This window comes from Lysinibacillus sp. NPDC093197, from assembly GCF_044754025.1.
In the GTDB taxonomy this organism is placed as follows: Bacteria; Bacillota; Bacilli; order Bacillales_A; family Planococcaceae; genus Lysinibacillus.
Genome location: NZ_JBIVOH010000001.1, coordinates 254,350 through 268,805 on the forward strand (window position 1 = coordinate 254,350; position 14,456 = coordinate 268,805).

Here is a 14,456-nt window from a genome sequence, read left to right on the forward strand (position 1 = left end):
AATAAAAAAAGAGCAAAGGGATTTAATTCCCCTGCTCAATTTGTCGGTCATAATCTAATTTACTATTAATGATAATTAATCCTGATATAACTAAAGTAATACACAAAAATGATAATAACATAAAAGCTATAAAACTAATTTTCGACATTGAAAATAATCCAATAAATACAATAAGTAAAATTAACGCTGCTAATAGCAAACTACTATATGTATTTTTCACCGTTTTATCATTTTTGTACAATTCCAATTTCCTTTTAGAACTAATTATTTTTTCTACATATTCATGTTCATAGGGATTTTCAATAAACTTAATTTCCTCCTTACACCTTACCACTACTTTATTCAGGTTATTAGTACGTATAATTCTCCAAGTACCTTTTTCATCCTCTATAAAGTAATCATAATTGATACCCACAATAAACTCGATGACCCTAAAAAATATTTGAGTGAAGTAAGATACTGCAAATAGAATGACAACAAAGAGTATGAAAATAATTAATAAATATGTATTTAAGCTCATTAAATCTTTCAAATTCAATTCTTCAATTTGTTTCAAAACAGTATCAATACTAACTAAAATACCTATTATAGAAATAATGATCGACGGTATTATATTTTTGGAAAATAGCATTAGAAATTTTCTTTTCGGTGACATGAGCTTAATTTCTATTTCAGTAACATTATGATTATTTATATAGTCAAAAATTATATAAACTACCAATGTAATACCCAATGTTAATGGTGTGAAACTTTGTAAAATATCAGTTATACCTTTTAATGCTTCCATTTTTCAATTCCCCCTACTCATATTCTTGAATACTTTCAGAGAAATTACCATGATACGTTTTTGATTAATTCTGCAGCTATAAATATAAACTCTCAAATGTTTATAATATAAAAAGCACCATCAACTGAGAATGCTTAAAATCTCCTTATAATGGCTGGATTACATTCTTATAACACTATTCGTAAAATTCATCCATTATTACACTAAAACCTAAATCTGCCGCAACCGAAGCCTTTTTTTCTGCATAAATTTAATCGCAATAAATAACTTTTACCCAGTTAAGCATAAGTCAATTTACTGAGCTATACGGTTGGCGCAACTACAGGGTATATCTTAATGAATGTATTCCATTCTTTATTCCCTGCTAAAGATTTTGATGATCTATGCGTATATATTATAAGTGATCCTACATTCTTGTTAATAGGATTATAACTATAACTGTACACATCTTGTATTACTCCGCCTCCATTAAGGCGAGTAGTGACAACTACCAATTCCTTAATATCAGATGTACCGCCTATAAAATAACGCCAATAGGGAAAGTGTTCAGCATTTGGCTTCATAATAGATATCCCTAAAGGATAAGTGCTTCCAAATGAATCATAAGCCTTTGAGGGTATTTCAATAACACTTCCGCTTATTACTTGTTACTGCAACGAAGAATATTTAATAATCATTAATAACCAGTATATACGATTCAAAATTTCACCTTTTCAGGTAAAATTCCAATCGTGAAAATTGTTCCTTTTTCTGCTATCAATATCATATGTAAATTTACACTGTAATGATTATCCACTATCTCCAAATGGATCAAATTCTACTTTGTGTTTTGTAATAGTAATTAGTTTTTCTTTACTAATAATTTATTATATTTCGTTACAGAAAAATTACTTATATATAAGTCCTCTTGGATAGTCTCATAGCTAGGGTAACAAAATTGTTTAGTTACATCTTCTCTGTTGATGAATGATTCATAATAATACAATAATCTAAATCCAATTACACCAATGGCATCTAGCGATTTTAATAATTCTAAAGGTATTTGCGTAAAGTAATTATCTATTTATAAATCATCCAGATAAGCTTTATAACAATGATTTGTTACAGTATGTAAAATTAAACTATTTATCCTTTACCTATAAATCTCGTAACTTTCTTTACCTGATCCATAGTAATACGTGGAGTAACAGCTTGCATCCAATGTTCATTGTAATTACCTGCCCATTCAGTCGATCTACTTTCCAACCAATCATAATCGAATAAACGTTCCCAAGTTTTTTCAACTTCTTCTTTAACAAATCCTCTTTCATTAAAAGAATCCCATTCTTTTTCATTATAAGTTATTGGATTATTATTTAAAATAAGATGCCAATCATCAAAGGATGACCATAAAATTCTATCTTCTGGAATATCTAATTTTAAAATAACCCATCTTTCACCTTTTGTTGCAAGCGCTTTTTCATTTCCACTAGGTTTTCTTTGCCATAACCATACTGGGTAGTTTTCCATAACACAATTAGAAATGCGCTTTTCCATTTGTCTCATCATCCATTCGTAGGCTTCTGGAAACATAGCAAATTTTTTATCACCTTCTAAATAACCTTGCTCTCGCATTTTCTTATAAAGAACCTCAGGTTGAACTGTATATACTATCAAAGATGTTCCTCCTCATGTTGCAGATCTTCTTAAAATGTTTTCTTTAAAATTTATAAAAGATGTGTTTTATGCAATCGTTTCTTCTACATAGTACCAAAACGTATTTGGTTTACCCCATAGAAAATCTAAATCATTTTTTGTGAAGTATGGATATGAAAACTTATCAATTCTAACAGTGTACTTTACTCCATCTACTTTGTATTTCATATCATTTCCCCCATTTTATAATAGTTCTACAGTTTTACTGTATATTCTTCATTAATATTAGAATATGTAACTACCTCTTTGAGATTGTAGTGGTCAATTAGTGATTTTAAAATATCACAAAAAGCCTCTAATGCAATGTACACAACCTCTGAATTATCATATTGTTCTTTGTCATCATTAAGTTTAAAAGTATCTAAGAATTTTGTGATTGAATCATTACCGTGTGTTTCACCACTATACTTCATGTAATAATATCCATATTTATCTTCTTTAAAATATTTAAATAACCTTGAAATTGAATTAGTACCACTAGCACAGTACCACTTATATTTATCTTTAGAAGAAATAAATGGTTTTTTACATTCATTTAATTCGTTTTTATCAATATGTGGCATTTGTTCTGGATACATCTTTTTAGTTTTTTCGTATATCTCAATCCAAGATTTTAAATTTGATAATTGAAAGTCTTCAGCTCTGTTCATTGAATCTTTTTCTAAAATGTATCTCATATAAATAAACATGCTCCTACATAAACTATAAGTGCCATGATAAGCTTTATTTTCGACCAATAATACCAATGATTTCAATTCCAAAAATGCATTGCTAGATAGAAATATTAAAGACTGGTCTAAGGTATTTATATTCTGTTTATTTTCTACCGAATGCTTATAAATTCTATAGTGAGCTTCTCTTAATTCACTTATGATATTGTTTAAATCCATCTTCACTACTCCTATAAAATCACTGTTTTATATTATTTGAAGTGCATTGCAAATTGACTCAATGGAATACCTTTTGTATAAAAATCATCTAAAGCATCATAAGCTAAGTCAACTACCGTCATTATATCGCTTCCATAGTTCGAAAAAATATAAATGAATGCCTCGTTATCATCTAGATAATCTTCTTTGTTTACTGAGTCTTGAAAATACATAACTTGATATGAGATTTCTATTCCACCATCAAAACCCTCTACTCCATACCCAATTATGTCAAAAACTATATTCATAACACCGATCACTTCAACTTCATCGAAGAAGTCTATTTCTAAAGTGTACGACGTAATATAACCTTCAGTTGAATGTTTTTGAAACTGATTTAGGTAATCATCATTAATTCCAAATTTGATATCAGTCATAAAGAACTCCCTATCATTTTTATAAAAGACTTCTTTGATTAAAAATCAGTCTCTTATCCTTCTCTCATTTCCATAGCTAATTTAATAGTTTTCTTAAACTCTTCATTCCTTAGATTACGATTTTTAATATCAGATAAGCAAAAGTAATTTTCTTTACCATCATTATGTTCTGCTACTATTTTTCTTGATTTAGCGTCATATTACATTCTGTTCAACATGCATATTTTTCTTTTCCTCACCGTCTTCATGACAATCCCCCTGAGATAAATAATTAGTTTAACGTGTGCTGTTTCATCTCAGCAACTTCCTTACAGACCTTTATTATTTCTTCAAGTTGTGAATTCGTAAAACTGCCTTCCAATTCAAATGTATCCATTAGAAACTCGCTATAAATGTTCTTATTATTTGCAATTTCATAAACCCTTTGTAAGTCATTCTCGTTTAAATTCATAATTTTTTCTTTTAAATTCACCTAATCAAACCTTCCCTTCTAATTGTTCATTTATAAAATGCTGATATTGTTTAACGTAACTCAACTTGATTAGGTAATTTCTCCAACATTTCTTTAAACTCTCCTAGATCTTCGTATTGATAATCCTTTTCTTCCCCATTTATAAATACATATTGAGCATTTTTGAAATTATCCTTAATTTCAATCGTTATTGAAACATTAGTTAAATCATAACCTTCTTCTAAATCGCTGTTCTCTTTTGCGAACCATTTGACTATTGAAGGCTCTGTAATTTCTTTAGTATAGAAATGTAATTTTTGATCCTCGTAGTATCTAAAATTAAATCCTTTTTGCAGTAACAAATGTAAGATGTGTTCTTTCGTTTCCATTATTCATTCCTCCCTATTTTTTATAATATTATACTTTTATAGATTAATTTTACTTTACCCTTAAATGGTATACAACTTCCAACATTACAATACATCAAGAAAAAAGTGAGTAACTACATGAGCTACTCACCTAATAATTAAATAAAATTTTTCTTAGAGTTAGCTTCAGCAAATTGCTGACTCTTTTTAAATCATAAATATTTACGTAAAGTATCAGCCACTTCATCTGCATCAATTTCAATATATCGCTGAGTTACCTCATACGAAGAATGACCAAGTACCTTTGAAATAATTGCCAAAGGTACTTTTTTATGTACCAAGTTAGTCGCATATAACCTCCGTATTTTGTGTGGTGAGATTGAAAGTCAATATTTTTTAGAGTAAGCGTTTATACGCTTTGAAATAGCATTGTTATGAGAATAGTCATTCAAAGTCGGCTTTCCACTTTTTGTAATGAAAACATAATCATTTTTCTCTTTATAACGTTTCCTAACCTCATGATTTTGCCTAATCAAATGTTCAAGCAACATTAATAATTCATCTTCTAAGGGAATCTTCAACACCTGTCCATTCTTCATGATGTCCCCAGAAAGAACCAACAATTTTTTATTAAAATCTATATGTTCTTCTTTTAAGCTTGTTAATGTGTGAATTCTTATGCCCGTTCTATATAGTAGAAGTAAAACTGTTACATCTCGCCAACCAAGCCATGTGGTAGTGTCGATCACTGATAGTAATATTTCTAACTCACTTTCGTATGCTGCTTTTTTTACTTTTCTATCAACTTTAATTTTAACGTCCTTCCAAAATTTATTACCTTGCATCCAACCGTTATCATAAAATCTCGTTAATATAGCTGATACAAATCTAAATCTATTAGCTTGAGTCGACTTGTCTAAATGACTGAGTGATTCTAACCACTCCATAAACCCTTCCTTATTAATATCATCCACCGTCTCAATATTTAAAAACTCTACAAATTTTTGCATCGTCTGGTTATAAGTCAACAAAGTCTTATGTCTTAGACCTTGTAATTGCATTTGTCGATTTACTATTACAAGTGCTTGATCGATTAGGATTGAATCGGATTTATGTTTGGTAGTATTATCTTTCGATTGATTAGGTTGTAAGCTAGGCTTAAAAACAACATCATCCATTCCCAATTCTTTTACTTTTCTTGACATTTAACTTCTTCCTTTCAATGAAATATTAAAAGGTAATAAATTAGGGATAAATCAATTTCATTTACTTACCTGTTCTTTCCCTTAAAAACGTTTAAAAACCACTCTTAATTTCCAACTTCTTCATCCCACTCTCAATTTCCCCTCAAACACCTAAGAACTATTATCGGTAAACGTTGATGTCATAATGTTTATAGACTATGGAACATATTTCATGATATACTAAAGCCATTGTGAAAAAAGGAGGAACTTGCATGATTCAAGTAAGTAATGTAGGTCTTCGCTATGGCGATCGTAAACTATTTGAAGACGTAAATATAAAATTCAACCCTGGAAATTGCTACGGTTTAATCGGGGCAAATGGGGCAGGAAAATCAACATTCCTAAAAATTCTTTCTGGTGAAATTGAAGCACAAGAAGGAAATGTATCAATGGGTAAGGACGAACGTTTATCTGTCCTTAAACAAAATCACTTTGAATACGATGAGCATACAGTGCTTGATACTGTTATTATGGGTAACAAACGCCTGTATGATGTGAAAAATGAAAAAGATGCTATTTATGCAAAAGAAGATTTCTCTGATGAAGATGGCATGCGTGCTGCTGAATTAGAAGGTGAATTTGCGGAGCTAAACGGTTGGGAAGCTGAATCAGAAGCAGCAACATTATTAAACGGTTTAGGCATCTCAGATGATCTTCACTATATGTTAATGGGTGATCTTGAAGGTTCTGACAAAGTCAAAGTATTATTAGCACAAGCATTATTCGGTCAACCAGATGTATTATTACTGGATGAGCCTACCAACCACCTTGACTTAAAAGCGATTCAATGGTTAGAAGAATTCCTAATTAACTTTGAAAATACAGTTATCGTCGTATCCCATGACCGTCACTTCTTAAACAAAGTATGTACACATATCGCGGATCTTGATTTCTCAAAAATCCAATTATATGTGGGTAACTATGATTTCTGGTATGAATCTTCACAATTAGCACAAAAAATGGCGCAAGACCAAAATTCTAAAAAAGAAGAAAAAATTAAAGAATTACAAGCGTTTATCGCTCGTTTCTCTGCCAATGCGTCAAAGTCAAAACAAGCAACATCACGTAAAAAAATGTTGGATAAAATCGAGCTTGATGACATTAGACCTTCTAGCCGTAAATATCCATTCATCAACTTCCAAATCGGCCGCGAAATCGGTAATGATGTATTAACAGTTGATGGTCTTACAGCAAGTCAAGACGGTCAAACGTTATTTAAAGACATTCGTTTCTCAATGAATAAAGATGATAAAATCGTTTTACTTGGTAGCCCTATGGCTAAAACAGCTCTTCTTGATATTTTAATGGAAGATAAAGAAGCTGATGCTGGTACATTTAAATGGGGTGTTACAACATCTCAAAGCTATTTCGAAAACGATCATGATAAATACTTTGAAGGTTCAGAAAAATCATTAGTAGAATGGCTTCGTCAATATTCACCTGACGATGAAACAGAAAGCTTCCTACGTGGTTTCTTAGGTCGTATGCTATTCTCTGGTGAAGAAGTGAAAAAATCCCCTTCTGTATTATCTGGGGGAGAAAAAGTACGTTGTATGCTTTCAAAAATGATGCTAGCAACAGCCAATGTTATTTTACTAGATGAACCAACAAACCACCTTGACCTTGAATCAATCCAAGCACTAAATGAAGGCTTAATCCGCTTCAAAGGTGCCATGATTTTCACTTCTCATGACCATCAGTTCATTCAAACGATTGCAAACCGTGTCATTGAAATCCGTGAAGATGGTTCAATTTTAGACAAACAATTAACATATGATGAGTTTTTAGAGTGGAAAGATAGCCAAGGCTTAAACTAATCCATTCTTAAAAAAAACCTCCCCCACTCGCTTGGGGGAGGTTTTTAATTATAAACATTAAAAAAAAAACGGCAAATACATCATGTATTTGCCGCCTGATACTATTTTTGCATTTCTTTCGTTGGTCCAAGTACACCTGGTACTGGTAAGCCAGCTTGACGTAATAATACAGTCATTTGGCCACGATGGTGTGTTTGGTGGTCAATTAGTTTGCGTAATAATACACCTCGAGGGATTGGTCCGTTAAAACCGTTCACTTCCTCCAGTAAGTCTTCATTTGAAAGCTTGGCAGCTTCCTCTTTAATACTATTAGCTGTCTTTTCATATGTCGCTACAATTTCAGCTGCTGTAGCTGGAACAGGATCTTCTTGGCGAATCATCGGCACCTTTAAACCTACTAAATAACTAAAATAGCCTGCCGCGCCAACTAAATGCCAGCCTAACCAGCCAAGTGAATTATGACCTTCAACAATGCTTTGATCTAATGTTTCATCAGTCATTGCTTTCAGTACTTGAGCAGTTCCTTCTGTTGCAATTGTCCATTCACTTAGAAAATCGTCTACTTGTCGATACATATTATCGCCCCCCCAAATTTTAACTCCTTATTATCATAGTAAAATCCTTATTGTATCGCAAGTTTCTATTATTAAGTTTACATAAAAATATTATTTATTCTCCTCTTTACTACGATTGTTCTAAATTTCAGTAGATTTTCACCTCTCTTTCCTCAAGTTAAAGACTTTGCCCATATTTTTGTTAAATCATGTATAATGGGCTACAACTTAAACTAATAGAAAGAGGTATTTTATGTTTTCCCCATTAAAAAAAGGCGATACAATTGGCATTTACTCGCCTTCAAAACCAGCTTCAGTTATTGCCCGCGCCCGATATGAGCGAGGAAAGGCACGGTTACAGGCACTTGGCTTTACAATTAAAGAAGGTTCATTAACTGGCATGAATGATATTTATCGTTCTGGCACACCTAAGGAGCGCGCCCAGGAGCTCAATGACCTATTACACGACCCTACAGTGAAAATGATTTTACCTACAATGGGTGGCACAAATGCAAATAGTATGTTGCCTTATATAGATTATAAAGCGATTCAACAATCCCCCAAAATACTAGTTGGTTTATCGGATGTGACCGCAATTCTCCTTGCCGTCTATGCTAAAACCGGCGTACCAGTATTTTACGGACCCTCTGTTGCATCTACATTTGGAGAATTCCCACCATTTGTGAATTACACAGAACAATATTTTATCGATCTCTTTATGCAAACTGTTTCAATTCCTTATGAAATGTCGACTCCTCCTATTTGGACAGATGATCGAATCAATTGGCTTGAAAAAACAGCAGAAAAAACGCAGCATGATAATTCTTGGATAACAGTTCAACAAGGTAGTGCCGAAGGTCGTTTAATCGGTGGGAATATCAATACGATGTATGGCTTTATTGGAACCCCCTACTTCCCTCAAATTAAGGAAGGCGATATTTTATTATTAGAGGATACATCCAAAACAATTGCTGTAGTGGAAAAAAACTTTGCAATGTTAAAGTTACATGGCTACTTCGACAAAATTGCAGCAATTATTTTAGGTAAGCATGAGCAGTATGATGATGAAGGCACAGGTCGAAAACCTTATGATGTTTTATTAGAACAGCTGGATGGGAATCCTATACCAATTTTAGCTGAGGTGGATTGTTGCCACACACATCCACTGCATCCATTGCCAATCGGCTTGCGTATTAAAGTAGATGCAACGAATAAACGTATTTTGTTGTTAGAAAGCTGGTTCTCTTAATATTCGTATATAGGAGCCCTTTCACGTATACTTAAAGAAAATTGCTAAAGGAGTTTGATAGTATTCGAATCTTATTCTTATTTTCTCTAGCAATAATACTTGTCGGCTGTACAACTAATCCGAGTACAAATCCACAGCCCAGCCATCCGACTAATACTGATGAGCAAAACGATAAAGAACAAGCAACTAATCAACCATTCAGTAGTGTTCTCGCTTCCTATTTCCCACCGGATGGAACAACTGCTTATTTTCAAGGTGAAGGGAACGAGTTTGCTAGTTACACACTTCAAACGACCTACATCGATGAAACATCAATCGCTCAAGTGGAAAATAACGGTGGCGTCACATTGTTAAAAGTCTATCGTATTACGAAATCTGCTATAGAACTTGTCTATATGGAAGCAGTAGATGAAACGCCAACATTGCCAACAGCACACGATATAGCAACTTTTCCAGTTATTGAAATCATTTTACAACAGCCTTTGGAAGTTGGAAGCCGTTTTAATGGGTGGGAAATACTTTCGACTACTGCTTCTATACCCACGGGCTTAACCACTTTCCACGATGTTATTGAACTTATTAAAACAAAGGACAACATGACGACTTCTAAATATTTTGCCAAAGGTGTGGGACTAATCCGTACAAAAGACGAAATGGTAACAAATAACGGAGAATCATTTATCATTACGTCAACTTTGCAAAAAATTGAATAAAATGTCTGAACAGGCGTCTCGCATGGCGCCTTTTTCTTAAGTAAGGAGGTAGCATTTATGAGCGACATACATAAGCACACTACTGGGGAAGAACTAACGGAAGAGGAGTTTATCGAACTTGTACTGGCAGAGCAACAAAAAGCGCTAGCTGAGGAAAGAGAACGACTTACCCATAGTAAAAAGGCTAAAAAACAAAAGCCAATTATGAAATGGATTATGTGGGTTATGGCGTTCGTACTATTTTTTAATACGTTTGCGCTTATTTTTCAAATTTACTCCATTCCTGCTATCGAATTTATAAAGGTCTCAAGTCAATTATCGCAACAAGAAGATATTCAAACGTATAAAAAGGCGATTGTAGAGGTTTCTACAGGCTCAAGTAAAGGTACAGGCTTTGTTATTTCTCCTGAAGGTCTTATTGTAACGAATGCACATGTAGTAGAAAACGCCCTTACATTGTCCGTTGTATTTCCTGAACAAGGGCTTATGGAAGCTCAGTTACTACAAAGCTTTCCTGAAGTTGATTTAGCACTTTTGCAAGTTACTAGTACCAATCTACCCTCACTAACTCTTGCAAATAACCCTAGTTACCAAGAGAATGAGTCTGTTTATTTCATAGGTAATCCACTATCCTTCACTGGTATTGCTAATAAAGGTACATTACTTAAAGAAACTTACCTTGACGATTGGCAGGAACCCGTCATGATGATGCAAGCACCTGTGTACAAAGGCAATAGTGGTAGCCCTGTTTTAAATAGTGATGGTGAGGTAATCGGCATTATTTTTGCCACGATGAAAAAGGAACCTTATGGACGAGTAGGATTATTTATTCCTGTACATGTGTTAGAAGAGTACATCCTACAATATGGGCATACACAAAGTGAAAATTTTAAATAGCCCACTCCTTCTATGGAAGTGTTGCTTCCTCTCTTTATCGGAATGATGAAGTAAAATTAGATTAACAACCGACAATGAAAGCCCAGCAGCTAGCGATGAACAACTAGTTGCTAGGCTTGCTGACATATAGCTAAAAAAGTTTAATTATTTTGCTCAAGGTACTCGTATATCGCCATCATATCTCGTTTGTTCAATTCTCGAGTGCGATTAAAAATGGGGATATTTGCAACGGCATGTGTACTTTCCGCTACTACATCACTTACAATGCCAGTTAGCCATGTTTGCACATCTATGCCTTCAACGGCTTGCTGGCGCCCTTCATCATTGATGCCACTTGCATAACAACTCACACAAGGAACGGATAGTTTATATACGCCATCATGGAGACCATCTTCCGAAATTACTTTCTTCCCTTTGCAAAATGGACATGGATGACTTGCCTTTATTTTATTAATAGATGTCACAATTTTTTTGTAACCGAATGCTTCATAGACATAGGTTAGCTTTTTGTATTTGCCATTGGTGAAATACTTATCAATAATGGTTTCTCTCGTCTCGGTAATGTTGGCAAAATCACAAATAGTCATTCGATTTTGCATGCTAATAGTTTCAATATTTCCACGAATATTGTCCCAAAATGGCAACGCGTTTTGTAAAACCATTTCATAATTTGCAAAGCTTGCGAGCTCTAATTCTAACATTTTCAATGCGACTTGTGTTTCTCTTGGGAAAAGAGATACATCTTCTGTCAATACCGTATTACCACCAATGATAGCTTTTATTTTTTCTAATGCGGGTAATTTTCCAACGATTTTCATCACTTCGTCTATAGGCAGTTGAATAATCTCCCGAATATCTGTATCGCCAAATTTCAACTTTTTACGATGGTTTAGTACGGTTCCTTGACAAATTGGACATGTTATTTTTGTTTTCGACTCTTTAATTTGCTCTTTTATAATGGATTTTGAAATAACAATATAGTTACCAATTATATGATTAAAACCTTCCCATGTCCTTGATGCCTTGCCCACTTTATCATAAAATGATTTTTCCCAATAACCATATAAAAAAGTATGCTTTTCTTCTTCCGACATGTCGTTAAAACTTTTACTAATATCCTGACCAAGCTCATTATTAATTTCATTAAAGATGAATTGTAATTTATCGAATTTATAAAATTTCAAAATTGCCATCACATCAGGGTGCAATAAACCATCCCAAAATGATGCATTTTTATCTTGAATAACAATATCAAAATCAAATTTATCAATTACACGACGCCCCGAGCAACAAGGACAATGATTATGTTGCGAATAAAAATCGAAGCTACTTGTATCTTTGTTTGAAGGATGTGCTCCCACAATATAATTGATTAATCCACCAATTTCATAGAGAAACGTATATTGACTATATAAGTGTCGTTCTAAATCAATTGCGATCACAGGAGCTATTGTTTCAGAGTCATATTCACCATAAATTAAACGAGCCATTGATGATAAACTTTTTAAAATACCACCTTTATAGATGTTTTCGGCATTTTTAAAATAAGCAATTGGATTCTCTTTTTCATAATCAATACCATTTTGTTGATTAATGGACGAAGCTATATGCAAATCGGTCTTTGTCTCTGCTTGGCTTTGTTTATGTTGATAGTCATCATAACTGACAACATCAAGATGGGTAACAGGCGCTAGCTGTCGTTTACCGAAATCAACGATAAAATCAGAGCTTTCTAGCATATATGGATTATGTTCAATCATGATAATGGAGACAGATGCATCTTGTAATATCCCCCTTATACTATCAATGAATTGGTTTAAAATATTTTGTGATAGTCCTTTTGAAGGCTCGTCAAAAATAAAGAGTGTATGAGGATTTCTTGTATTAGCAAATAGCTCCGAAACAAGATGGACACATTGAAATTCTCCTGTCGATAATGTTTGTGTTTTTCTCTCCAACGTCAAATAACCAAGTCCTAATTTAATCAATAAATTTAGGCGTTTAAAAGCAATATCCTCTGTAGGCAACTCCTCAATAATATCTTCAATTGAACGCTGAAAAATATCATCAATATCGTCACTATATTTTGTAAGCTTCCTTTTAATATCAAGAAACGTTGCAACAGTTGAACGACTCGTAATCGATTGGTTGCGATCTTGCCCCACCATGACTAACTTATCTTTAGGATATCGTTTTTGAAAATCACTGGATAGACATACATTTACGAGTGTCGATTTACCACATCCAGACTCTCCAGTAAAGGTGACAAGTCTATTTTTAGGAATATCAATATGATCCATTTGAATATTACGACAGTAAAGATCATGAAATGAGTAGTATTCTTCAGGTATTGCATGATTTCGTTCCCAAATAATTGGTTTAGGGCGTGGAGATTGTTCAACAATTTTCCCTCCATATTTTCCACTACCTGGTCCAAAAAATAGTTGCTCGTCCGTTATGTCAAGCACTGTATCCGAATGATCAATGAGCCAAATTTGATTTTTGCAGCCTAATTGCTCAATTTCTTTTAAAATTGTCAGAAGTGTTTCGTGATCTAGGCCAACAGAAATTTCATCGATAATAATAATTGTATTTTCACTAGTCGCCATAAATTCGGCCAAGTATAAGCGTGTTAACTCTCCACCTGACAATGTTCCCATTATTCGATTTAATGTTAAATAGCCTACATTCATATTGATAATATTTTGAAGGATTTGTTGCTTCCCTTCACTAATATTTAAAACTTCCGCTTGTGAGAGAATGGTTTCAATGCTTAAGTCATTGATATCGGAAATACTGAGCTCTGTGTCCCTTAAAGCCAATTTATATTGTTCAACTTCTTGATTAAAACGCTTGCCCTTACACTTTTTACATTCAACATTTTTAGTTGTCCCGCGTCCTTTACAATCAGGACACCATCCTAATACATTGTTAAAAGAAAAAACCTCTGGAGAAAGTTGATATTTTTCTGCTAGCGTTACACGGATTTCTGTAAACACGCCAGTATGAGTGCCAATAGTTGAACGTGGATTGGAGGAAATGGATGATCTACCTAGAAAAAGAACAAGTGGCAAGTCTTCCATATTAATCGCACTGAAGTTCGTTTCCATAATATTGGGAAATAAATACTGATATTCAGCCTTCGGCAATAAGGATACGAGTCGTTTTTTCGATTCTTCGCCAATTGTTTGACAAAATGTTGTTTTACCAGACCCAGACAATCCAGCAATACCTAGCGATTGATTTACCGGTATTAGAGCATTTAAATTGTTAATATTATTTGCTATTAAATGATTTATTTTCATCGTAATATCCTCTCTATTTTTCAATTCAGCGACTTCAACTTGATGTTAGTGAAGGAAATGGTCAGCACAA

Annotated in this window: 14 protein-coding genes and 1 pseudogene; 4 read left to right on the forward strand and 11 right to left on the reverse strand. The window is 33.4% G+C overall.

Features of this window, described 5'->3' with window-relative positions; translation table 11 throughout:
* Window positions 1-22: 22 nt before the first annotated feature.
* The 9 genes and pseudogenes from ACIP9G_RS01250 to ACIP9G_RS01290 form a co-directional block, all read right to left on the reverse strand.
* Window positions 23-787 carry a hypothetical protein gene (locus ACIP9G_RS01250; RefSeq protein WP_401016778.1) on the reverse strand — a complete coding sequence of 255 codons (765 nt, stop codon included), beginning with the start codon at window positions 785-787 and terminating at the stop codon, window positions 23-25.
* A gap of 302 nt (window positions 788-1,089) precedes the next feature.
* On the reverse strand, window positions 1,090-1,350 hold the full coding sequence (locus ACIP9G_RS01255; protein ID WP_401016780.1) for a hypothetical protein: 261 nt from the start codon (window positions 1,348-1,350) through the stop codon (window positions 1,090-1,092).
* A gap of 562 nt (window positions 1,351-1,912) precedes the next feature.
* Window positions 1,913-2,443, reverse strand: a complete 531-nt coding sequence (locus ACIP9G_RS01260) for a DUF3841 domain-containing protein (RefSeq protein WP_401016782.1) — start codon at window positions 2,441-2,443, stop codon at window positions 1,913-1,915.
* A gap of 66 nt (window positions 2,444-2,509) precedes the next feature.
* Window positions 2,510-2,650: a hypothetical protein gene (locus ACIP9G_RS01265; RefSeq protein WP_401016784.1), complete on the reverse strand. Its 141-nt coding sequence runs from the start codon at window positions 2,648-2,650 to the stop codon at window positions 2,510-2,512.
* Between the two features lie 26 nt (window positions 2,651-2,676).
* On the reverse strand, window positions 2,677-3,372 hold the full coding sequence (locus ACIP9G_RS01270) for a DUF5677 domain-containing protein (RefSeq protein ID WP_401016786.1): 696 nt from the start codon (window positions 3,370-3,372) through the stop codon (window positions 2,677-2,679).
* A 32-nt stretch (window positions 3,373-3,404) separates the two neighbouring features.
* Entirely contained in the window at window positions 3,405-3,788 is a 384-nt protein-coding gene (locus ACIP9G_RS01275; RefSeq protein WP_401016788.1) for a hypothetical protein, read from the reverse strand.
* 271 nt (window positions 3,789-4,059) lie between these two features.
* Window positions 4,060-4,260 carry a hypothetical protein gene (locus ACIP9G_RS01280; RefSeq protein ID WP_401016790.1) on the reverse strand — a complete coding sequence of 67 codons (201 nt, stop codon included), beginning with the start codon at window positions 4,258-4,260 and terminating at the stop codon, window positions 4,060-4,062.
* A 50-nt stretch (window positions 4,261-4,310) separates the two neighbouring features.
* Window positions 4,311-4,628, reverse strand: a complete 318-nt coding sequence (locus ACIP9G_RS01285; RefSeq protein WP_401016792.1) for a hypothetical protein — start codon at window positions 4,626-4,628, stop codon at window positions 4,311-4,313.
* Between the two features lie 191 nt (window positions 4,629-4,819).
* A pseudogene (locus ACIP9G_RS01290) lies at window positions 4,820-5,812 on the reverse strand (tyrosine-type recombinase/integrase).
* Window positions 5,813-6,063: 251 nt separating this feature from the next.
* Here ACIP9G_RS01290 and ACIP9G_RS01295 point away from each other — a divergent pair.
* A complete protein-coding gene (locus tag ACIP9G_RS01295; protein WP_340824539.1) occupies window positions 6,064-7,668 on the forward strand; it encodes an ABC-F family ATP-binding cassette domain-containing protein in 1,605 nt (534 codons plus the stop codon).
* A gap of 101 nt (window positions 7,669-7,769) precedes the next feature.
* Here the strand turns inward: ACIP9G_RS01295 and ACIP9G_RS01300 are convergent, their stop codons facing one another.
* Entirely contained in the window at window positions 7,770-8,243 is a 474-nt protein-coding gene (locus ACIP9G_RS01300) for a DinB family protein (protein ID WP_340824536.1), read from the reverse strand.
* Between the two features lie 232 nt (window positions 8,244-8,475).
* Here ACIP9G_RS01300 and ACIP9G_RS01305 point away from each other — a divergent pair, with 232 nt between their 5' ends.
* The 3 genes from ACIP9G_RS01305 to ACIP9G_RS01315 are packed head-to-tail and all read left to right on the forward strand — an operon-like array spanning window position 8,476 to window position 11,081.
* Window positions 8,476-9,471 carry a S66 family peptidase gene (locus tag ACIP9G_RS01305; RefSeq protein ID WP_401016795.1) on the forward strand — a complete coding sequence of 332 codons (996 nt, stop codon included), beginning with the start codon at window positions 8,476-8,478 and terminating at the stop codon, window positions 9,469-9,471.
* A 41-nt stretch (window positions 9,472-9,512) separates the two neighbouring features.
* The gene (locus tag ACIP9G_RS01310; protein ID WP_401016797.1) at window positions 9,513-10,184 is read left to right on the forward strand and encodes a hypothetical protein; all 672 of its coding nucleotides are present in this window, start codon (window positions 9,513-9,515) and stop codon (window positions 10,182-10,184) included.
* Window positions 10,185-10,241: 57 nt separating this feature from the next.
* Window positions 10,242-11,081 carry a S1C family serine protease gene (locus ACIP9G_RS01315; protein WP_401016799.1) on the forward strand — a complete coding sequence of 280 codons (840 nt, stop codon included), beginning with the start codon at window positions 10,242-10,244 and terminating at the stop codon, window positions 11,079-11,081.
* Window positions 11,082-11,221: 140 nt separating this feature from the next.
* On the opposite strand, the gene ACIP9G_RS01320 is transcribed toward ACIP9G_RS01315, so the two are convergent.
* A complete protein-coding gene (locus ACIP9G_RS01320; protein ID WP_401016801.1) occupies window positions 11,222-14,386 on the reverse strand; it encodes an ATP-binding cassette domain-containing protein in 3,165 nt (1,054 codons plus the stop codon).
* Window positions 14,387-14,456: the final 70 nt, after the last annotated feature.